The organism is Microlunatus phosphovorus NM-1 (assembly GCF_000270245.1).
In the GTDB taxonomy this organism is placed as follows: domain Bacteria; phylum Actinomycetota; class Actinomycetes; order Propionibacteriales; family Propionibacteriaceae; genus Microlunatus; species Microlunatus phosphovorus.
This window is the reverse complement of record NC_015635.1, coordinates 1,443,869-1,464,292: the sequence shown is the minus strand read 5'-3', so window position 1 is coordinate 1,464,292 and position 20,424 is coordinate 1,443,869. Positions and strand designations below refer to the sequence as shown.

The following is a 20,424-nucleotide window of genomic DNA, read 5'->3' as shown; positions in this document are numbered from 1 at the left end:
CCAGCCGGTGGCGCTGGGCGCCCGCCCGGGCTCACGGCAACTACGCTCTGGGGCGATGTCTGAGTCCCTCGAGCGTCCGGCGAGCCGGCTGCCTGCCCCGATCCGAGCGCTCCGGCCGCGGCAGTGGGTCAAGAACTTCCTGGTGGTACTCGCGCCACTGGCGGCCGGCCGGCTGTTCGAGCCCGCGGTGCTGCGCGGGGTGGCGCTGGCGTTCGTCGCGTTCTGCCTGGTCAGCTCGGCGGTCTATCTGCTGAACGACATCCGCGACGTCGAAGAGGACCGACTCCACCCGCGGAAGCGGTTCCGGCCGATCGCTGCCGGGGAGCTGAGTGTCCCGGTCGCCGCGGTCCTGGGTTTGATCCTCGGCATCGGTGGCCTCGCTCTGGGCTATCTGATCGATCCGGCACTGGGCATCACCCTGGTCGTGTACGTCGGCATCCAGATCCTCTACTCCGCGGTGCTCAAGCACCTGCCGGTGATCGACCTGGCGGTGGTGTCGAGCGGCTTCCTGTTGCGGGCCATCGCCGGTGGTGTCGCGGTCGGGGTCGCGCTGAGCCAGTGGTTCCTGCTGGTCGCCTCGTTCGGCTCGCTGTTCATGGTGGCCGGCAAGCGCTACTCTGAGCTGGTCTCGGTCGGCGCTGGGGCCGGCACCCGCAAGTCGCTGGACCGCTATACGCCGTCGTACCTGCGATTCGTCTGGATCCTGGCCGCGGTGCTGGTGGTCACCGCCTACAGCCTGTGGGCCTTCGAGAATCGTAGCGATCCGCTGCTCGGCGTACCGTGGACTGCGATCTCGATCGCCCCGTTCACCCTCGGCATGCTGCAGTACGCCTTGGAGGTGGACGCCGGCAAGGCGGGCGAGCCGGAAGATGTCGTGCTGCACGACCACGTGCTGCAAGCGCTAGGAGTGATCTGGTTGGCCACCATCTCCATCGCAGTGTTCGGATGAGTTGGGTCCGGATGAGCGATTTCCCCGATACCGATCTGATGCGTCCCTCGCCCCTGGTGGAGACTCCGGCGGCGATCCCACCTGAGCTGGTGGAACTGCACGGCTTCGGCCGGACCGCCACCACGCGCTCGCATCTGGCCCAGATCGACAGCGTCGCGGGTGCGATCTCCGCACTACGCAAGGCCGGCGATCGTGGCGTGGTCCCCCGCGGGCTGGGCAGTTCCTACGGCGATGCTGCCCAGAACGCCGGCGGCACCACACTCGATCTGACCAACCTCAACCAGATCCTGCAGGTCGAGGCCGATGGTGAGAGCCCGACCGTCACCGCGCAGGCCGGGGTCAGCCTGGACGCTTTGATGAAGGCGCTGCTGCCGTTCGGGTTGTGGATCCCGGTGCTGCCCGGCACCCGCCAGGTCACCATCGGCGGCGCGATCGGTGCCGATGTGCACGGCAAGAACCACCACACCCAGGGCAGCTTCGGCACCCACGTACGGTCGCTGGATCTGCTCACCGCCGATGGTGACGTCCGCACTCTCACGCCGGCCGGCGACGATCCGGACCTGTTCTGGGCCACCGTCGGAGGGATGGGGCTGACCGGGGTGATCCTGCAGGCGACCATCGCCGTGCAGCGCACCGAGAGCGCGTACTTCGTGGTCGACACCCAACGGTGTGGCGATCTCGACGAGCTGATGGCCACCATGTCGCAGGGCGATGAGGACTACACCTACTCAGTGGCCTGGTTCGACGCGGTCACCCGCGGCAAGCACCTGGGCCGGGCGGTGCTCACCCGCGGCAACAAGGCCAAGGTCGCCGACCTGCCGGTCAAACTGCGCACCGAGCCGCTGAAGTTCGTCGCGCCCTCGTACGGCACCGTGCCCGAGGTGTTCCCCAACCGGATGATCAACCGGGCCACCGTGAAGGCGTTCAGCGAGCTGTGGTTCCGCAAGGCACCCAAGCACAAGGTCGGCGAGATCCAGAACATCACCTCGTTCTTCCATCCGCTCGACAGCGTGACCGACTGGAACAACGTGTACGGATCGAACGGGTTCCTGCAATACCAGTTCGTGGTGCCCTTCAGCGAGCACGAGGCCTTCCGGCGCTGCGTGCACCTGATCGTGGGGTCCGGTCACCCGTCCTTCCTCAACGTCCTCAAACGGTTCGGCCCAGGCGACCCTGCCCCGCTGTCCTTCCCGATGCCGGGCTGGACGTTGACCGTGGACCTGCCGATCAGCGAAGGATTGGACCGGCTGTGCACCAGTCTGGACGAACTGGTGGTGGGTGCCGGTGGCGGGTGCTACCTCGCCAAGGACTCCCGGCTGGGCCCGGAGACGCTGCGGCAGATGTATCCACGGCTGGACGACTTCCTGGCCGTGCGCCATCGGGTCGACCCCGACTCGATGTTCACCTCCGACCTGGCTCGTCGCCTCCGCCTTTGATCCCGCCCGCCGCTGACAGACCGCCCACCCCACCCCAGAACTTGATCCCACCGCTGTGATCCCACTCAGGAGCAACACCCGCATGATTGATGCCGTTGGCAATCCCCAGTCCCTGCTGCTGCTCGGTGGAACCTCCGACATCGCGTTGGCGATCGCGCGGCGCTATGCCATCGGCCGGCGGCTGCGGGTGGTGCTCGCTGCGCGCCCCACCCAGCGGCGTGGCGAGGCAGCCGCCGAGCTGACAGAGCTGGGCTGCGAGGTGACCGAGGTCGATCTGGAGGCACGTTCTCCCGAGACGCACGCGGCCACCATCGACGCGGCCTTCGCCGGTGGTGACATCGACATCGCGGTCGTCGCCTTCGGTCTGCTCGGCGATGCCGAGCGCAGTTGGACCGACCCCGCGGCCGCGCTGGAACTGGTCGAGGTCAACTACACCGCTCCGGTCCACCTCGGAGTGTTGCTGGCCAACCGGATGCGGGCCCAGGGCCACGGCCGGATCGTTGCCCTGTCCAGCGTGGCGGGTGAGCGGGTCCGTCGCTCCAACTTCGCGTACGGATCGACCAAAGCCGGGTTCGACGGCTTCTATCTGGGGTTGGGTGAGGCGCTGCGCAACTCGGGCGTCGGCGTGTTGGTGGTCCGTCCCGGCTTCGTCCGCTCCAAGATGACCGAGGGTCTGGACGAGGCTCCGTTGGCGGTGACGCCCGAGGATGTCGCCGATGCCGTGGTGACCGCGGTCAAGGGCCGCAAGGAGTTGATCTGGGTGCCGGCCCCGATGCGGGTCGTGATGTCGGGCCTGCGGCACGTCCCGCGCCCGATCTTCCGCAAGCTGCCGATCTGATCCAGGTCACCCAGGATCGCGCCCGCGTCGGACTGCTGGCGAGAAAACCTTCCCTGGTGACGATCATGAACCAAACTCCGGTTCGGAGATCCGCTCCGGGCGGCCCGATAGGCTCCGGCGCATGGTTCTCGAGGTAGCGATCTTCGATGTGACGGATGCCGATGGGTTCGAGGCGGCTTACCTGGGCGCTCGCGAGCTGTTGCTCGCCAGCGACGGTTGCCGGTCGGCCCGGATGACCCGCGGGATCGAGTCACCGACACGGTTCGTGTTGCTGGTGGAGTGGGACTCGGTGGCGGCGCATGAGGAGAATTTCCGCGCCAGCGACCGCTTCCCGGCATGGCGCGCGGCGATCGGCCCGTTCTTCGCCGAGCCGCCCCGGGTGGAGCACTTCACCGACGTCGGCTGATGTCACGGTCCGGAAACACCGGCTGGTGACTCGTGACTGTTTCCGGCTCGCAGAACCAGCCACGAGTCACCGATGGACTCACTCGGCGATCAGACCCTGCTCGTTGAGCACGGGCGGCGGCAGCTGGCTCAGGTGCAGCCGACGCATGATCTCCTTCACCTCGTCCTTGGGCTTTTGGCCCAGCGGCACGACAATGCCGACCTCATCGGGATCCAACGGCTCCAAGGTGGCCAGCTGAGAGTCCAGCAGGGTGCTGGGCATGAAGTGGTCCAGCCTGGCATTGAGCCGCTCGGCGATCATCTCCTTGCTCCCGTGCAGATGGACGAAGGCGACTCCGGGACCCCGGAGCTTGTCCCGGTAGGCCTTGCGCAGTGAGGAACAGGTGACGATGCCCGGTGTGCCGGAACCGACGTGCACCTGGATCCAGGCGGAGATCTTGTCCAGCCAGGGCCAGCGATCTTCGTCGGTCAACGGCTGACCTGACGCCATCTTGGCCACGTTGGCGGCCGGGTGAAGGTCGTCGCCTTCTTCCAGGTCCCAGCCGAGCCGGCCGGCGAGCATCCCGGCCACCGTCGACTTCCCGGTGCCCGAGACGCCCATCACCACCAACACGATCGGCGGTGTCGCCTCGTCCGACTCGGTCATCTCCACATCCTCCTGACTCGTGTGCTCGTCGTGAGTCTGCTCCACCATCGCTCACACCACCAGGTTCAGCAGCAAGACGCCCACCAGACCGCACACCGAGATCAGGCATTCAAGCATGGTCCAGGTCTTGAAGGTCTGCGGGATGTCCGTGCCCAGATACTGCTTGACCAGCCAGAAGCCGGCATCGTTGACGTGGGAGAGGAACACCGAACCGGAGCCGATGGCCAGCACCAGCAAGGCCACCTCCGGCGCCGGCAAGGTCGCCGCGACCGGGGTCATGATCCCGGCTGCGGTCACCGTGGCCACGGTGGCAGAACCGGTGGCGACCCGGACGAGCACGGCCACAACCCAGCCGAGCAGCAGCACCGAGATGCCCGACCCGGTGACGAACCGGCTGATCACGTCACCGATGCCGGTGTCGATCAGCACCTGCTTGAACGCGCCGCCGGCACCGACGATGAGCAGGATGCCTGCGATCGGCGGCAGACTGCTCTCCAACGATTCGGCGATGGCCTTGCGATTCATCTTTCCGCCCGCACCGAGGACCAGGATGCCGACGACGACAGCCAGCAGCAGTGCGATCGTCGGGGTGCCGACGAAGTCGAGCAGCCCCTTGATCCCTCCCTCGGCATCGGGGGCGATCACGTCGGTCAGCGCCTTGGCCATCATCAAGATCACCGGCAGCAGCACGCAGAGCAGGGCGGCCGGGAAACTGGGCCGCGGTCCGGCGGCCGGATCCTCGCCCTCGTCCTCGCGGGTCACGAACATGTCGGGGACGGGCACGGGTGCCCACTTGGCGGCCAAGCCGCTGAACAGCGGGCCGGCAACGATCACGGTCGGGATGGCGACGATCACACCGAAGGCGAGCGTGAGCCCGAGGTTGGCACCCAGGGTGGAGATCGCGACCAGCGGTCCTGGGTGCGGCGGCACCAGACCGTGCATGGCCGACAGACCGGCCAGGGTCGGGATGGCGATCTTCATCAGTGGCAGGCCGGAACGACGGGCCACCAAGATGATGACCGGCATCAGCAGCACCAGACCGATCTCGAAGAACATCGGCAGCCCGATCACGGCGCCGACCAGAGCCATGGTCCAGGGCAACATCCGCGGACTTGCGCGGTCGACCAGCGTGTCGACGATCTGATCGGCGCCACCGGAGTCGGCCAGCAGCTTTCCGAACATGGCACCGAGTCCGATCAGCACGCCGACGCTGCCCATGGTGGAGCCGAAGCCCTTGGCGAAGCTGTCGACCGCGTCGGTGGGCGCCAGACCTGCTGCCAGGCCGACTCCCAGGGCGCCGATGGTGAGGGCAAGAAAGGGGTTCAGCTTCAGCCAGGTGATCAAGATGATGATGACCGCGAAGCCGGCCAGCGCTGACGTGATCAGCCTGGCGTCTGAGACCGCGAGCGGGAGCATCTGCGGCAGAGCCCCCACCAGCAAGGGAACGCTCATTGTTCCTCCAGAGGTCGCGAAGCGGATGTCCAGAAGGACTTCAACGCTTCTGTGTGATATTTTACCAGACTCTAGCTGAATCGTATGATTATTACAAGACTTGAGTCCCAAATATCTGTCGTTATGTTGCACCGATGAGGAAAAGTCAGGTGATCTGTCGTACGCTATGACCATGGTCACGCTGCACGAGACGCCCGGTTCCCTGCACGACGCCCTCGTCGAGCAGTGGGGCTCCGACATCGCCTCCGGCCGACGGGCACCGGGCAGCAAGATCGCCAGTGACCAGGCAGCAGCCGAGCTCGGCGTCTCCCGGACCGTCGTCCGCGAGGCCGTCCGCGTGCTCGAGTCACTCGGGCTGGTCGAGGTGCGACAGCGGGTCGGCATCACGGTCCGCCGCCCTGAGCACTGGATTCCCTACGACCCGCGGGTGCTGCGTTGGCGGCTCGCAGGGCCGGACCGGATGGCAGCCCTGCGCAGCCTCAGCGAGCTGCGCTCCGCGGTGGAACCCCTCGCGGCCCGGTTGGCTGCCGAACGGGCTACGCCCAAGCAGTGTGGCGAACTCGCCGCCGCGGTGATCGGCATGGCCGCCACCTCCCGGGCTGCGAACATGCCCGCCTACTTGGAGCACGACAAGGACTTCCACCTCACCTTGCTGCAGGCCTCGGGCAATCCGATGCTTGCCGGCCTGAGCACCGTGGTGACCTCCGTACTCGAAGGACGCACAGAGCATGCATTGATGCCGGCCGTCGCCGATGCCGAGGCACTCCGCCTGCACGGGGAGGTCGCGGCTGCGGTCCAGGCGGGCGCTGGAGCGGCCGCGGAGGCGTCGATGCGCGCCATCGTGGCCGAATCTGCCGACGCGATCGAGCAGGCTGTCAGCAGCTAGCCGGAGAGTTCCAGGGACGCAGTGGCATCCTGCTGGCCGGTGACGTCCCAGAGATGGTGGATCACGTCGTGCAGCAGATACTGCGACAGCGTCGCCACCGTGAACTCCGAACCGTCGGAACGCAGCCCACGACGCTCCAACTGCTCCGGCTCCAGCGACCGGAGGCGCGCGACAAGAGCCAGCGCCGCCGCTTCTACCTCGTCGGCCACCACCTCGGGATCCTGCTCGGCGTAGCTGTCCTCGATCGCGGTCTCGTCTTGATCCCAGTTGGCGAAGGTCGGCACGTCCTCCACCAGCATCAAGGCGATCCGCGCATCGAAGAGCAACAACACATCGCGGACATGGGCGCCGTACTCCAACGGCGACCACACTTTGGGCTCGGGGCGGGCCGTGACCGCCGGACTAGAGCGCAGGATGACGACCCACTCCTCGGCAGCCACGAAGACGCGCTCGGGCACATCGGCGACCGCGACCTCCCCTGCCGCCAGCCCGCACTGCTCACACCGCCGGGTCAGAGTCCAGGTCCAGTCCTTGGTGTCCGGCTCCGGTTCCACAAGGTCAGCGTACTCAGCGCGCTCGTCGCTGCAGATGTCCGACCCAGGGCGGGTCGGCGGCGCCGTGCCGAGGGCGCAGAGTAACGTCAGAGGGGGTCACCGGAACCGCAGCAGGGCCGGGGCCCCAAAAACTGCGTAAGAAAGGCCGCAGCACCCTCATCGTCCAGATCTGTCGGGAGAGACTGGAGCCCATGGCTGAAGTGCTTGTCATCCTCATCGTGGTCGCCGTTGTCGGCGGCTCACTGCTGTATCGGCGCAAGGCCGTGCAGCAGCGGGAGGCTGATCAGCACGCCGAGTTGGAGAACCAGCTGTCGACCTCCAAACGGGCCGCGGATGAGGACGTGACGAAGTTCGGCGAGGAGCTCCAGCGGCTCGACACCGACGTGTCCGGGCATCCACTGGACGAGGGGATGCAGCAGGACTATCAGCGCGCCCTGGACGCCTACGACAACGCGAAGTACTCCCTCGACCAGGTGCGTCGACCCGAGGAGATCAAGCACGTCACCGAGATCCTCGAGGACGGCCGCTATGCGATCGCCTGCGTGAAGGCCCGCGTCGCCAACAAGCCGTTGCCGGCCAAGCGTCCGCCGTGCTTCTTCAATCCCGCTCATGGTCCCTCCTCACAGGACGTCGAATGGGCACCGCCCGGGGGCGTGGCGCGCGCGGTGCCCGCCTGCCCCGCCGACGCCGAACGCGTGTTGGCCGGGGCGGACCCCTACATCCGCACCGTCCAGATGGGTGCCCAGCGGGTGCCCTACTGGCAGGGTGGCCAGGCGTACGCGCCGTGGGCCCAGGGCTACTACAGCCGGTGGCGCGGTAGCGACCTGCTCACCGGGGCGCTGATCGGCAGCTTCCTGTTCGGCGGTGGCGCCGGCCTGTTCACCGGCATCGGTGAAGGCATCGGCGAGATCGGTGAAGGGATCGGCGAGGGCATCGGTAGCGTGGGAGAAGGCCTGGGCGACATGTTCGGCGACTTCTTCGATTAACGGAGCGCACCCACCAGGGGTGCCAGGGTCTCGGCACAGCCGCCGTCGATCTTGAGCGTGGCCAGCGGGTCGCCGCGCGTGACACCGCGGTTGACGATCACCACGTCCTTGCCCTGCTTGGCCAGGTGCCGGACGAAGCGCAGGCCGGACATCACCGTCAACGACGAGCCGAGGACCACCAGCACCTCACCGGCGTCCACCAGGTCGTGGGCGAACTGCACCCGGTCCTTGGGCACCGACTCACCGAAGAAGACCACGTCGGGCTTGAGCCGGCCACCGCATGCCGCGCAGCAGGCGAGCACGAAATGCCGCCACTCCTCCACCACCGCGTCGCCGTCGGGGCGTAGCTCGGCATGCTCGGCGGGCGGCTGCCCGATCAGCCCGGGATTCAGGTCGCGCAGCCAGCGTTGCACCTCGCCCCGATGGACCCGAGTGCCACAGTCCAGGCAGACCACCCAGGCGATCTCGCCGTGCAGGTTGACCACGAGCCGGCTCCCCGCCCGGGCATGCAACCCGTCGACATTCTGGGTGACGACGCCGACCAGGCCTGCTGACTCCAGTTCGACCAATGCCTGATGCGCGGGGTTGGGGCGCGCCGTGCCCATCCGCTCCCAGCCCAGGTAGGACCGGGCCCAATAGCGCTGCTGGGCCGACGTCGCACCAATGAACTCCGAGAACTGCATGGGCGTCGCGCGCACCGAGGTCGGACCGCGATAGTCCGGGATGCCGCTGTCGGTCGACGCCCCGGCGCCGGTCAGCGCAGTCCAGGTGCGGTCCCGAAGCACCTCGGCCAGCTGCTCGACCGCCTCTGGCCCCTCAGTCAGTTCGACGCTCATCCGCTCAGCGAGCTTCCTGGGTGAGTTTTGGTGCGACCTCGCACCAAGATCCACCCACTGGTCGCCCGTGGTCGTCCCGACGGAACTCAACTCGCCAAGAAGCCGAGCAGGTGTTCGTTCACCTCGGCGCCATGCGTCCACAGCAACCCATGTGGAGCGCCCTCGACCTCGGCGTAGGTGGCGTCGGGCAGCAGAGCGGCGAACTTCCGTCCGGTTTTGTCGATCGGCAGGATGTTGTCGGCCGTGCCGTGCACGATCAGAGTCGGCACGGTGATCGCCGGAATGTCGGCGCGGAAGTCGGTCGGCCAGGTCAGTGGTGCGGCGGCCGCGGCGACCGCCCCACTGGTGGCGGCGACGTTCCAGTGGGCACGGAGGGCCTCCTCGCTGATCCGGCTGCCGAGATTCTCGTCGAGGTTGTAGAAGTTGGCGAAGAACCCGGTGAAGAACGCGTACCGGTCGGCGGTCACGGCATCGACGATGCCGTTGAAGAACTCCTGCGGCCCGGCGCCGTCGGGATTGTCCTCGGTGATCAGCAGATAAGGCTCCAGCGAGCCGAAGAAGGCGGCCTTCGCGACCCGGTCGCTGCCGTAGCGGGAGAGGTAGCGCGCAATCTCCCCGGTGCCCATCGAGAAGCCGACCAGCACCGCGTCGACCAGGTCGAGGGTCTCCAGGATGGCGGCCAGATCGGCGGCGAAGGTGTCGTAGTCGTAGCCGACCGACGGCTTGCTCGATGCGCCGAAACCCCGTCGGTCATAGGCGATCACCCGATAGCCAGCCTGCAGCAGCGCGACGGTTTGCTTCTCCCAGGACGCACCGTTGAGCGGGTAGCCGTGGATCAGCACGACCGGCTGGCCGCTGCCCTGATCTTCGTAGTAGAGGTCGATATCGGCGCTGTTCTCCTGGCCGACGGTGATGAAGGGCATGTCACTCCTTGGGTACGAGGTCTGCGCCGTGCAGGTGGAGCTGGCGCGCCGCCTCCGCCAGCGAGCCGGAGACAGACGGATAGATGGTGAACGAGTGGGCGACCTGATCCACCGTAAGCCGCTCCGACACCGCGATGGTCAGTGGGTAGATCAACTCGCTAGCCCGCGGCGCCACCACCACCCCGCCGACGACGATGCCGGTCACCGGCAGGCAGAAGACCTTGACGAAGCCGTCGCGCAGACCCTGCATCTTGGCCCGGGGATTGCCTTGCAAGGGCAGTTGCACGGTCGCCACTTTGGGCATCGCAACGTCGGCCTGTGCCTGGCTCATCCCGACGGTGGCGATCTCCGGGGCGGTGAACACATTGCCGGAGACGACCTTGAGATCCAACGGCGAGACCGCGTCACCGAGCGCGTGCCACATCGCGATCCGGCCCTGCATCGCCGCAACCGAGGCCAGCATCATCACCCCGGTGCAGTCACCGGCCGCATAGATTCCCCGGGCCGAGGTGCGGGACACCTTGTCGACGGTGATGAAGCCGCCACGATCGAGGGTGACGCCGGCACCGGCCAGCCCGATGTCGGAGGTATTCGGGATGGAGCCGACCGCCAGCAGGCAGTGCGAACCGGTGATCTCCCGGCCGTCGGTCAGCCGGACCACCACCCCGTCGCCGTCCCTCACCACCGACTCCGCCCGTGACTTGCCGAGCACGGTCAACCCACGCCGGGCGAACACGTCCTCCAGCACCTGGGCCGCATCGGCGTCCTCACCCGGCAGCACCCGATCCCGCGAGGACACCAGCACCACTTCGGCGCCGAGTGCGTCGTATGCGCTGGCAAACTCTGCTCCGGTGACACCGGAGCCGACCACGATCAGCTTCTCGGGCAGCTCCTGCAACGCGTACACCTGGGTCCAGGTGAGGATCCGCTCGCCATCGGGCACCGCGTCCGGCAGCACCCGGGGATGCGCGCCGGTGGCGACCAGGACGACGTCCGGCTCGAAGACCTGCACGTCGTCCTCGGTCTTGGCGACCACCCGTTCCGGTCCGGCCAGCCGCCCTCGACCGCGGACGATGGTGACGCCCTTGTCGATCAGGCGGTCGGTGATGTCGGCGGACTGGCGGGCTGCCAGATCCAGCACCCGCGCATTCACCGCCGCCAGATCGACGTGCACCGCGGTCTCCGCGTCGGTGTTGTTGCGACTGCCGAAGCGGATGCCGAGTTCACCCGATTCGGCCACGCTGGTCATCACCTCAGCGGTCGCGATCAAGGTCTTGGACGGTACGCAGTCGGTGAGCACGGCCGAGCCGCCGAGCCCGTCGGTGTCGATCAGCGTCACCTCACCGCCGAGCTGGCGGGCGACGAGCGCCGCCTCATAGCCGCCGGGACCACCACCGATGATGACTACACGGGTCACGCTGGGCATTCTTCCACGCTGCTCTTCCTCGGCAGTTCAGCCGCCCGGCACACTCTCGCTGGCACTCCGGCGCGATAGCCTCACTCGCGTGCTTTACGCGGCGTACGGAAGCAACCTCGACCCAGACCAGATGCTGACGCGCTGTCCGCACTCGCCGCTGCGCGGCACCGGCTGGCTGACCGGCTGGCGGCTGACCTTCGGCGGCGACGGTTGGGACGGCGCGCTGCCGACCCTGGTCGAGGATCCCGAGGCACATGTCTACGTCGGGCTCTATGACGTGACCGAGAGCGACGAGGCCGTCCTGGACGGCTGGGAGTGCGCCGACTCCGGCCTCTATCGCAAGGTCCGCGTGCGAGTCGCCACGCTGGACGGGGAGGTGACCGCCTGGGTGTATGTCCTCAATGACTTCGAGGGCGGTCTGCCCAGCGCTCGCACTCTCGGCATCCTCACCGATGCTGCCGAAGTGGCCGGCGCACCCGCGGACTACTTGTCCGAACTGCGCGCCCGGCCCTGCTCGAGCGGCTGGTAACGACTGTGTTCGATGGTCGCGCTCCGCGCTCCACCTCCCCCGAGTCCGATCGATTCGAACCGTCCGACCTCGCCGACTGGCACGACTGGCTCGCCGCTCATCATGTCTCGACAGCCGGCATCTGGCTGGTGATGCCGCGCAAGCTGCCCGTCGGCAGCGACCTGACCTACGAGAACGTGGTCCGCGAGGCCCTGTGCTGGGGCTGGATCGACGGCCAGGTCAAGACCCTCGACGAGACCCGCGCCCTGCAGCGCTGGGCTCGGCGCAGTCCGCGGAGCGGGTGGTCGCGCACCAACAAGGTGCGGATCGCCGAGCTCGAGCAGACGGGCCGGATCCAGCCGGCGGGCTGGGCGGTGATCGAGGCGGCCAAGGCGTCCGGGACGTGGACCGTGCTCGACAGTGTGGAAGACCTGATCGAGCCACCCGAGCTGACGGCAGCCCTCGACGCCTCACCCGTGGCCCGCAAGAACTGGGACGCCTTTCCACCGAGTGCGCGCAAGCAGGGGCTGACCCAGATCGCGCTGGCCAAGCAGCAGAGCACCAAGTCGCGACGGGTGGAGATTCTCGTCGAGAAGGCGGCCAGAGGCGAGAGACCCTGAGCGCCACGCGTGCCTGAACTATGAATATTGGCGTCATATGGCAATCAGGCGCTACGATCTCCCGTATCGCAAGACGATGTGACGAGATCATCCTTCTCGTCCGATGACGAGGAGGTGCCCCCCATGGCCGAACACATTCAGATCAGCCCGGACCAGGTTCACGCCAGTCTGGCCGCACACGTGCTGGCCGACGGCATGCCGCTCGTGCTCGATCTGGAACGCAGCCGCGGCTCGCGGATCGTCGACGCTCGCACGGGTCGGCGCTATCTGGACCTGTACACCTTCTTCGCCTCGGCACCACTCGGCGTGAACCCGCCCGGTATCGTCGACGATCCCGCGTTCATGACCGAGCTCGCCCAGGCCGCCGCCAACAAGCCGGCCAACCCGGACGTCTACACCAGCGAGTACGCGGAGTTCGTCGAGACCTTCGCCCGCGTCGTCGGTGATCCGGCGTTGCCACACCTGTTCTTCGTCGAGGGTGGTGCCCTGGCCGTGGAGAACGCGCTCAAGATCGCGTTCGACTGGAAGAGCCGGCAGAACGAAGCCGCCGGCCGGAGCCCTGAGCTGGGCACCAAGATCATGCACCTGACCCGCGCCTTCCATGGGCGCAGCGGCTACACCATGTCGCTGACCAACACCGAGCCGGTCAAGACCGCCCGGTTCCCGAAGTTCGACTGGCCGCGGATCGACGTACCGGCGATCACCTTCCCGATCGAGGAGCACCTCGCCGACATCGAGGCGGCCGAGGACCGTGCCTACGCCCAGGCGAAGGCCGCCTTCGAGGCCCATCCGCACGACATCGCCGCGTTCATCGCCGAGCCGATCCAGGGCGAGGGCGGCGACAACCACATCCGGCCGGAGTTCTTCCAGCGGATGGTCGAGCTGGTCCACCGACACGACGCGCTGATGATCTTCGACGAGGTGCAGACCGGGATGGGCACCACCGGCACCGCCTGGGCCTACCAACAGCTCGGTGTGCAGCCCGACATCGTGGCGTTCTCCAAGAAGGCCCAGCTCGGCGGCGTGATGGCCGGTGGCCGGGTCGATGAGGTCGCCGACAACGTGTTCGCCGTGTCCAGTCGGATCAACTCCACCTGGGGTGGTGGGCTGGCCGACATGGTCCGGGCGCGCCGGATCCTGGAGATCGTCGAGACCGAGGGCCTGATCGACGCCGCGGCCGGCAAGGGCGAGCGCTTCCTGGCCGGTCTGCGGTCCATCGCCGCCGCACATCCGGACCGGGTGAGCAATCCGCGCGGCCGAGGCCTGTTCCTGGCCGTCGACCTGCCGGACCGCGCGACCCGGGAGCAGGTGATCAGCGAGCTGTTCGAGCGGGAGCAGGTCATCGTGCTGCCGTGCGGCGAGCGTTCCGTACGCTTCCGTCCGGCGCTGTCGGTGAGCCAGGATGAGATCGATGAAGCCATCGCGGCCCTGGCTCGGACCGTGAGCGGCGTGCTGGGAGGGTGATGTTGAACGGCGGCCGTAGCGAGCAGGTGCCCGAGTGCGTGCCGGGCAAGGCGGAGGAGGAGTCGGATAGCGGGGTTCTATCCGCGACGACGACAACGCAGACCGGTGGGTGCTCGGGTGCCGCGCAGTAGGTCGTCGTTCGACATCGCCCTCCCAAGTAGCCGAATCGACGGCTGAGGCGGCAGACTCCATCCGTGGCCGCGACCCAGAAGCCCGATGAGGCCCTCGACGCGCAGCTGCGCGTCGCTCTCGCCACGTTGTCGGACCCGGCGTTGTCGGACGCGGCGTTGTCAGATTCCACCGTCGCCTCGGCGACTGTGGGGGCTGACGACTCGGAGGTCTCGTGGTGGTGGGAGCTGTTCGCAGCGCAGCTGCGCAGTCGCGAGCTCGACCTGGCGGCTCGTCGGCTGCAACGCCAAGGACGCGGCTTCTACACCATCTCCTCCGCCGGTCACGAGGCGAATGCCCTGGTCGCGTTGGCATTGCGGCCGACCGACCCGGCCCTGCTGCACTATCGCTCGGGTGGGTTCTACTGCGCACGGGCGACGCAGGTGCCAGGGGCGACCCCGATCCGGGATGTCTTGCAGGGACTGCTCGGGGCGGCTGGTGAGCCCATCGCCGGCGGCCGGCACAAGGTGTTCGGCCACGGCGACCTGAGCGTCATCCCGCAGACCTCGACCATCGCCTCCCATCTGCCGCGGGCCGTCGGGCTGGCCATGTCACTGCCCCGGGCCCAGCGGCTCGGGGTCGCCTCCGAGTGGCCGGCCGACAGCGTCGTCGTCTGCTCCTTCGGCGATGCCTCGGCCAACCACTCCACCGCGACCGGAGCGATCAACTCCGCCTTGAACGCGGCCTATCGCGGACTTCCCGTACCGCTGCTGTTTCTCTGTGAGGACAACGGTCTGGGGATCTCGGTGCCAACGCCGCACGGTTGGGTCGAGACAGCGTACGGGCACCGCCCGGGACTGGCCTACGTTGCGGCCGACGGCGCCGACCCTGTGACCGCTCAGCCGGAGATCGAGCGCGCGGTGGCGATCGCCCGGGAGCAGCGCCGACCGGTGTTCCTGCACCTGCGGACGGTGCGCTATCTCGGTCACGCGGGCAGCGATGCCGAGGTCTCCTATCGCACGCCGTCCGCCATCCAGGCCGAACTGGCCGCCGACCCGATCCTCGGCACCGCTGCTGCCCTGGTAGCTCGGGGCGTCACGACGCCGGAGTTGCTCGCCGGCGTCGACAACGTACGCGACGAGGTGGAGACGGTCCTTGCAGAGCTGGCAGCCGCGCCGTTGTTGCGCTCGGCTGCGGAGGTGATGGCGCCGCTGTCTCCACGCCATCCGGATGCCGTAGCCGGAGAAGCCGCCCGGCTGGCTGGTGATCGCGACGGCGGCACTCCTGCTCGCGAGGCTGCGCCGCGCACGCTGGCCGAGTCGATCAATGCCACTCTCGGCCAACTGCTGGAGACCGATCCCCGGGTGCTGGTCTTCGGCGAGGACGTCGGCACGAAAGGCGGCGTGTATGGGGTGACGCGTGGTCTCGCCCGCCGGTTCGGCCGGGGGCGGGTGTTCGATTCGATCCTCGACGAGCAGTCGATCCTCGGACTCGGCCTGGGTGCCGGGTTGGCCGGACTGCTGCCGATCCCGGAGATCCAGTACCTCGCCTATCTGCACAACGCCGAGGACCAGCTACGCGGCGAGGCGGCCTCGCTGTCGTTCTTCTCCCAGGGCCGCTATCGCAACCCGTTGGTGGTGCGGATCGCAGGGCTGGCGTACCAGAAGGGATTCGGCGGCCACTTCCACAACGACAATGCCGTCGGTGTGCTGCGCGATATCCCGGGTCTGGTGATCGCCTGCCCGTCCCGCGGCGACGATGCCGCGGCACTGCTGCGGACCTGCGTGGCCGCCGCGTCGGTCGACGGCACGGTGTCGGTGTTCCTGGAGCCGATCGCGCTCTATCACAGACGGGATCTGCACGAGCCTGGCGACAACGGGTGGCTGTCGGTCGACCATGGCCAGTCCGTGCCGATCGGCCGCGCCCGTGCGTACGGTCCGAGCAGTGTCGACGGTCCGGATGGGGCCGCGCTGAGCCTGATCACCTTCGGCAACGGGGTGCCGATGAGCCTGCGGGTCGCCAAGCGGTTGGCAGCCCAGGGCATCACCGCGCGGGTCTACGATCTGCGCTGGCTTGCTCCGCTGCCCGCCGACGACATCCTCGCCGAGGCCGAGCGGACCGGTCGGGTTCTCGTGGTCGACGAGACTCGGCATGACGGCGGGGTCGGTGAGGGGGTCATCAGCTGCCTGGTGGAGGCTGGCTTCAGGGGGCCGCTGCGCCGGGTCTCCAGCCTGAATTCCTTTGTACCGTTGGGAACTGCTGCGCAGCAGGTGCTGCTGAGCGAGGACGAGATCGAGCAGGCCGCCGTGGCGGTGGCCGGAATGGACCGCTGATGAAGGGCCGTACTGCCCCGCTGGACCTGCTGAAGGTCGACCATCTGCTGAGCGAGGAGGAACGCGACATCCAGGCCGCTGTACGCGACTTCGTGGCGCAGCGGGTCAAGCCGTTCGTGGCCGACTGGTACGAACGCGGCGATCTCGACCTCGGCATCGTCAAGGAGGCCGGCTCGCTCGGACTGCTGGGCATGCATCTGGAGGGCTATGGCTGCGCAGGCACCAACGCGGTGTCGTACGGGTTGGCCTGCCTCGAGTTGGAGGCCGGCGACTCGGGCATCCGCAGCCTGGTGTCGGTACAGGGTTCGCTGGCCATGTTCGCGATCTGGCGCTGGGGCAGCGAGGAGCAGAAGCAGACCTGGCTGCCTGCGATGGCGGCGGGCGAGAAGCTCGGCTGCTTCGGACTCACCGAGCCCGACTTCGGCTCCAACCCGGCCGGGATGCGTACCGTCGCCCGCCGCGACGGGGACGACTGGGTGCTGAACGGTACGAAGATGTGGATCACCAACGGTTCGGTCGCCGACGTCGCCGTGGTGTGGGCCAAGGCCGAGGCCGACGGCGATCACCCGGCCGGGATCCGCGGTTTCGTGGTGCCAACCGACACCCCGGGCTTCTCGGCGCCCAAGATCGGCAAGAAGCTGTCGCTGCGCGCCTCGATCACCTCCGAATTGGTGCTGGAGGGCGTCCGACTGCCCGATGATGCGGTGTTTCCCGAGGTCGTGGGTCTGAAGGGTCCCCTGTCCTGTCTGAACGAGGCTCGGTTCGGCATCGTGTTCGGCGCCCTGGGTGCGGCGCGCGACTGTCTTGAGACGGCGATCGACTATGCAGCGACCCGCGAGGTGTTCGACCGCCCGCTGTCGTCGTTCCAGCTCACCCAGGCCAAGCTCGCCGACATGGCTCTGGAGCTGCAGAAGGGATTCCTGCTGGCGCTCCACCTCGGTCGGCTGAAGGACGACCACCGGCTGGATCCGCGCCAGGTCAGTCTCGGCAAGCTCAACAACGTACGCGAGTCGCTGGCCATCGCTCGGGAGTGCCGCACGATTCTGGGCGCCAGCGGGGTGACCCTGGAATATCCGGTGCTCCGGCACGCCAACAACCTCGAGTCAGTGCTGACCTACGAGGGCACCTCGGAGGTGCATCAGCTGGTGATCGGTCAGGCGCTGACCGGGGTCTCAGCGTTCAGCTGAGTCCGGGTGAGCAGCTGAGTCCGGGTGATCGTTGCGACGAGCTCGTCGCGGGTCAGGCACTCGTTGCTCGGCCCGGTGAGGGCTGGCGGCTGCCAGCCGGATCGCACCATGGCACGAACCTCGGCCCGGAACGGGTCGAGCACGTCCGGGGTGACGGTCATCCCGAAGTATCTCTGCAACGTCGGCAACCACTCGGGATGCTGCTGCTGAGCCGCGGCCACCAGGGCCTCCGGCCCGATCGGCCCATCGGCGACGACCCGCTGGCCCGACCACAGTTGGAGGGTCGCGGCGTCCCACTCGACGTGGTCGCGAAACCACGGCAGCAGCTGAGCGTCTGCCCAGGCATCCAGCCGTTCGGCGAGATCCATTGGCCCGGCACCATCGCCGTCGTCGACCAGATCGGCGAGCGCCGCGGCCGCCCGCAGGCCCAGCGGGATTCCCCGGGCACCCTGCGGATTCGTCACGCAGAGGGCGTCGCCGATGGCAACCAGGCCCGTCACACCGATCGGTTGTCCTCCGTACTCGTTCGTCAGCCCGGCGCCGGCGCGTACGACGTCGATGGGCTCGCTTCGCCTCGGATCGGTCCAGTCCGCCACACCTGCCACACTGCGGCAGGCTGCCTCGAAGACCTCGGCGTGTCGGAGCAGTGCCAAGGTCTTGTCCGTGCTGGGGCGGATGAACAGCACCGTGAACGTGCCGGCATCGTGCTCGAACACCAGGGTCGCGAATCCTCGGTGCTGGGTGATGAATGCCGGGCCACCGTTTCGTGGACCTGGCTCGGCCCCTGGCAGGAGCCGGTATTGCCGAGCGGCGTACGCCATCCCGCAGTCCACCCGGCGAACCGGTGGCCGGTATTCCCGGCTGAGGTGCGCCTTGCGGCCTGCGGCATCGATCACCAGCTCCGCCGGGATCAGCGTCGAGTCGACGACGACGCCGACGGTGCGTCCGCCGCGCACCTCGACGGCGTCGGCATGGCCGGTCACTCTCGTGACCGCGGGCTCGGTGGAAGCGGCCTCCCACAGCGCCCGCTCGAAGACCGACCGGCGGACGAGCAGCGGAGCATCCAGCGATCCCCCAGGTGATCTGTCGGCTGATCCGTCGGGTGCGGTCGCGCCGGCCGCAATGACCGCATCGAGCACATCGGGCAGTCGCTCACCCAACAGACTCCGGCACTGGGGACGGAAGCCGTGCGGCAACTGGAACTGCATCACTCCCACGCGTTCCCACCCACCGGAGTCAGTCGGCCCAGGATCGCGGTCGATGAGGACGGTCGAATGACCCTGTCGACCAAGCAGCATTGCTGCTGTCATGCCCACCGGGCCCGAACCGATGATGGCGACTCTCATGACGCCCCCTGCTAGGGTAGTTTCAGAACACTTAGAACGTATTCATCACACTGAGAGTAACTCTAATGTCGGAATCCGGCAAGCGCTCGTACGTCAGCACGTTGCGCGATGCCCAGGCACGGCAGACACGCCGTCAGGTCGTCGCTGCCGCTGGTCGCCTGTTCGCCGGCCAAGGCTTCGCCGCGACCACGATCGAGGCGATCGCCGCCGAGGCGGGAGTGAGCCGCAAGACTGTGTTCACCTCGGTCGGCAACAAGGTCGCTCTGCTGAAGCTGGCCTATGACTATGCAATGGCCGAGGACGACGAGCCGGTTCCCATGGTCGAGCGATCAGGTCTCCAGGTGGTGATCGCAGAGCCGGATCCGTATCAGCAGATGAAGCTGTATGCCGCATTCGTCACTGAGACCGGTGCCCGCACCAGTGCCTTGTGGCTGGCACTGCGCGGTGCGGCCGAGGTCGACCCTGAGGCGCGGGAGCTCTACACCCGCTGGGAGCAGGAGCGTCTGGACAGCATGCGGTCCGGCCCGGTGCCCGTCTTCGTCGAGCGCGGCGTTCTGCGCCCGGATGTCACCCCGGACGAGGCGGCAGTGATCTTCTGGATGCTGATCGACCCGGCGCTCTATCACCGACTGGTCCTCCAGGCCGGCTGGTCGGCCGAGCGATTCCAGAGCTGGCTGTACGAACAGTTCGTGAACCAGGTACTGATACCGCGCCCGGCTGCTTGACCCCCTCGGATTCCCGGTCGCAAGGGATTCCTGGTGACAAGGGATTCCTGGTGACAAGGGATTCCTGGTGGCGGGGCTCTTCTGTGCCCCAGATTCATCAAGAGTTCATGACTGATGGATGTTGCCCGCCCAGCCCTGCTGCTTCGCTGGAGGCGACAACGTACGCAGTGATCCCAGGAGAGAGTCGTGACAGACCTACGCAGTCGCGAGACTTCAACGACCAATTCGACCCATACGACAGATCCCTCGACCGAGCCCGCAGCGCATGCGACCGGCGGGCCGGCCGACTCAGCCGAGACGGCACCACACAAGTCGCTGATCCGCCGGATCCTCGACTGGCTCACAGCCGGGTACCCGTCCGGCGTGCCGCCGACCGAGCGCTATGCGCTCATCGCTCTGCTGAAGCGCACGCTGAGCGACGACGACATCCGACAGATCATCGCCAGACTCACCGCCGAGAACTCCACAGCCTTGGCCGACGGTGTGATCACCGATGAGGAGATTCGCGAGATGACCGCCCGGGTGCTGGAGCAGCCGCCCTCCGACGAGGACATCAACAAGGTCTCGGCGCGACTCGCGGCGGCGGGTTGGCCCCTTCAGGGCCACTTCACCACCGGCTCCGATTCGGAGCAGTAGTTCGCTGCGTCTTTCCCGGCTCACTGCTGGCCGACGGCGACCAGGGCAGTCAGTCGCCATACGTCGCCGGGCGGGAGCGCCGGCTGACCCGGACGGTGCTGCCGCCCAAGTCGCCCGCCTTCTGGTGTCAGTCCTCACCTCTAGCATTCGCATATAGCAGCGATTCAAG

At 67.7% G+C, this 20,424-nt stretch carries 20 protein-coding genes; 13 read left to right on the top strand and 7 right to left on the bottom strand.

Going from position 1 to position 20,424, the window contains the following annotated elements; all coding sequences use genetic code 11:
• Nucleotides 1-55 precede the first annotated feature (55 nt).
• From MLP_RS06530 to MLP_RS06515, 4 genes are all read left to right on the top strand, one after another.
• A complete protein-coding gene (locus MLP_RS06530) occupies nucleotides 56-949 on the top strand; it encodes a decaprenyl-phosphate phosphoribosyltransferase (protein ID WP_013862236.1) in 894 nt (297 codons plus the stop codon).
• On the top strand, nucleotides 946-2,385 hold the full coding sequence (locus tag MLP_RS06525) for an FAD-binding oxidoreductase (protein WP_231851425.1): 1,440 nt from the start codon (nucleotides 946-948) through the stop codon (nucleotides 2,383-2,385). Before MLP_RS06530 ends, MLP_RS06525 begins: the two co-directional genes overlap by 4 nt.
• A gap of 82 nt (nucleotides 2,386-2,467) precedes the next feature.
• Nucleotides 2,468-3,223 (top strand): decaprenylphospho-beta-D-erythro-pentofuranosid-2-ulose 2-reductase, encoded by a 756-nt coding sequence (locus tag MLP_RS06520; protein ID WP_013862234.1) that lies wholly within the window; start codon nucleotides 2,468-2,470, stop codon nucleotides 3,221-3,223.
• A 121-nt stretch (nucleotides 3,224-3,344) separates the two neighbouring features.
• Nucleotides 3,345-3,629: an antibiotic biosynthesis monooxygenase family protein gene (locus MLP_RS06515; RefSeq protein WP_013862233.1), complete on the top strand. Its 285-nt coding sequence runs from the start codon at nucleotides 3,345-3,347 to the stop codon at nucleotides 3,627-3,629.
• 78 nt (nucleotides 3,630-3,707) lie between these two features.
• Here MLP_RS06515 and MLP_RS06510 read toward each other — a convergent pair whose 3' ends face one another.
• Entirely contained in the window at nucleotides 3,708-4,274 is a 567-nt protein-coding gene (locus tag MLP_RS06510; protein WP_049804722.1) for a gluconokinase, read from the bottom strand.
• Nucleotides 4,275-4,325: 51 nt separating this feature from the next.
• A complete protein-coding gene (locus MLP_RS06505; RefSeq protein WP_197536582.1) occupies nucleotides 4,326-5,699 on the bottom strand; it encodes a GntP family permease in 1,374 nt (457 codons plus the stop codon).
• A gap of 199 nt (nucleotides 5,700-5,898) precedes the next feature.
• On the opposite strand from MLP_RS06505, the gene MLP_RS06500 reads away from it, so the two are divergent.
• Nucleotides 5,899-6,612 (top strand): FadR/GntR family transcriptional regulator, encoded by a 714-nt coding sequence (locus tag MLP_RS06500; protein WP_041791474.1) that lies wholly within the window; start codon nucleotides 5,899-5,901, stop codon nucleotides 6,610-6,612.
• On the opposite strand, the gene MLP_RS06495 is transcribed toward MLP_RS06500, so the two are convergent.
• Nucleotides 6,609-7,166 (bottom strand): DinB family protein, encoded by a 558-nt coding sequence (locus MLP_RS06495; RefSeq protein WP_013862229.1) that lies wholly within the window; start codon nucleotides 7,164-7,166, stop codon nucleotides 6,609-6,611. The genes MLP_RS06500 and MLP_RS06495 overlap by 4 nt on opposite strands.
• Nucleotides 7,167-7,357: 191 nt before the next feature.
• Here MLP_RS06495 and MLP_RS06490 point away from each other — a divergent pair, with 191 nt between their 5' ends.
• Complete coding sequence (locus tag MLP_RS06490; protein ID WP_013862228.1) at nucleotides 7,358-8,152, top strand: hypothetical protein; 795 nt, start codon at nucleotides 7,358-7,360, stop codon at nucleotides 8,150-8,152.
• Here MLP_RS06490 and MLP_RS06485 read toward each other — a convergent pair.
• From MLP_RS06485 to MLP_RS06475, 3 genes are all read right to left on the bottom strand, one after another.
• Nucleotides 8,149-8,988, bottom strand: coding sequence for a Sir2 family NAD-dependent protein deacetylase (locus MLP_RS06485; protein WP_013862227.1), 840 nt, complete (start codon nucleotides 8,986-8,988; stop codon nucleotides 8,149-8,151). The genes MLP_RS06490 and MLP_RS06485 overlap by 4 nt on opposite strands.
• 86 nt (nucleotides 8,989-9,074) lie before the next feature.
• A complete protein-coding gene (locus MLP_RS06480; protein WP_013862226.1) occupies nucleotides 9,075-9,911 on the bottom strand; it encodes an alpha/beta fold hydrolase in 837 nt (278 codons plus the stop codon).
• A 1-nt stretch (nucleotide 9,912) separates the two neighbouring features.
• A complete protein-coding gene (locus tag MLP_RS06475) occupies nucleotides 9,913-11,328 on the bottom strand; it encodes an NAD(P)H-quinone dehydrogenase (RefSeq protein WP_197536510.1) in 1,416 nt (471 codons plus the stop codon).
• An 88-nt stretch (nucleotides 11,329-11,416) separates the two neighbouring features.
• Between MLP_RS06475 and MLP_RS06470 the strand changes: the two genes are divergently transcribed.
• The 5 genes from MLP_RS06470 to MLP_RS06450 all read left to right on the top strand — a co-directional run bounded on the left by MLP_RS06470 (nucleotide 11,417) and on the right by MLP_RS06450 (nucleotide 17,548).
• The gene (locus MLP_RS06470; protein ID WP_013862224.1) at nucleotides 11,417-11,857 is read left to right on the top strand and encodes a gamma-glutamylcyclotransferase family protein; all 441 of its coding nucleotides are present in this window, start codon (nucleotides 11,417-11,419) and stop codon (nucleotides 11,855-11,857) included.
• 5 nt (nucleotides 11,858-11,862) lie between these two features.
• A complete protein-coding gene (locus tag MLP_RS06465) occupies nucleotides 11,863-12,456 on the top strand; it encodes a YdeI/OmpD-associated family protein (RefSeq protein WP_013862223.1) in 594 nt (197 codons plus the stop codon).
• Nucleotides 12,457-12,579: 123 nt separating this feature from the next.
• Nucleotides 12,580-13,920 (top strand): L-lysine 6-transaminase, encoded by a 1,341-nt coding sequence (lat, locus tag MLP_RS06460; RefSeq protein ID WP_013862222.1) that lies wholly within the window; start codon nucleotides 12,580-12,582, stop codon nucleotides 13,918-13,920.
• A gap of 194 nt (nucleotides 13,921-14,114) precedes the next feature.
• A complete protein-coding gene (locus MLP_RS06455; RefSeq protein WP_013862221.1) occupies nucleotides 14,115-16,361 on the top strand; it encodes a thiamine pyrophosphate-dependent enzyme in 2,247 nt (748 codons plus the stop codon).
• Nucleotides 16,361-17,548, top strand: coding sequence for an acyl-CoA dehydrogenase family protein (locus MLP_RS06450; RefSeq protein ID WP_013862220.1), 1,188 nt, complete (start codon nucleotides 16,361-16,363; stop codon nucleotides 17,546-17,548). Before MLP_RS06455 ends, MLP_RS06450 begins: the two co-directional genes overlap by 1 nt.
• Here MLP_RS06450 and MLP_RS06445 read toward each other — a convergent pair.
• Complete coding sequence (locus tag MLP_RS06445; protein ID WP_013862219.1) at nucleotides 17,515-18,894, bottom strand: FAD-dependent oxidoreductase; 1,380 nt, start codon at nucleotides 18,892-18,894, stop codon at nucleotides 17,515-17,517. The genes MLP_RS06450 and MLP_RS06445 overlap by 34 nt on opposite strands.
• 65 nt (nucleotides 18,895-18,959) lie before the next feature.
• Here MLP_RS06445 and MLP_RS06440 point away from each other — a divergent pair, with 65 nt between their 5' ends.
• Both MLP_RS06440 and MLP_RS06435 read left to right on the top strand, forming a co-directional pair.
• The gene (locus MLP_RS06440; RefSeq protein ID WP_013862218.1) at nucleotides 18,960-19,619 is read left to right on the top strand and encodes a TetR/AcrR family transcriptional regulator; all 660 of its coding nucleotides are present in this window, start codon (nucleotides 18,960-18,962) and stop codon (nucleotides 19,617-19,619) included.
• Nucleotides 19,620-19,805: 186 nt separating this feature from the next.
• Nucleotides 19,806-20,255 (top strand): DUF3349 domain-containing protein, encoded by a 450-nt coding sequence (locus MLP_RS06435; protein WP_013862217.1) that lies wholly within the window; start codon nucleotides 19,806-19,808, stop codon nucleotides 20,253-20,255.
• Nucleotides 20,256-20,424: the final 169 nt, after the last annotated feature.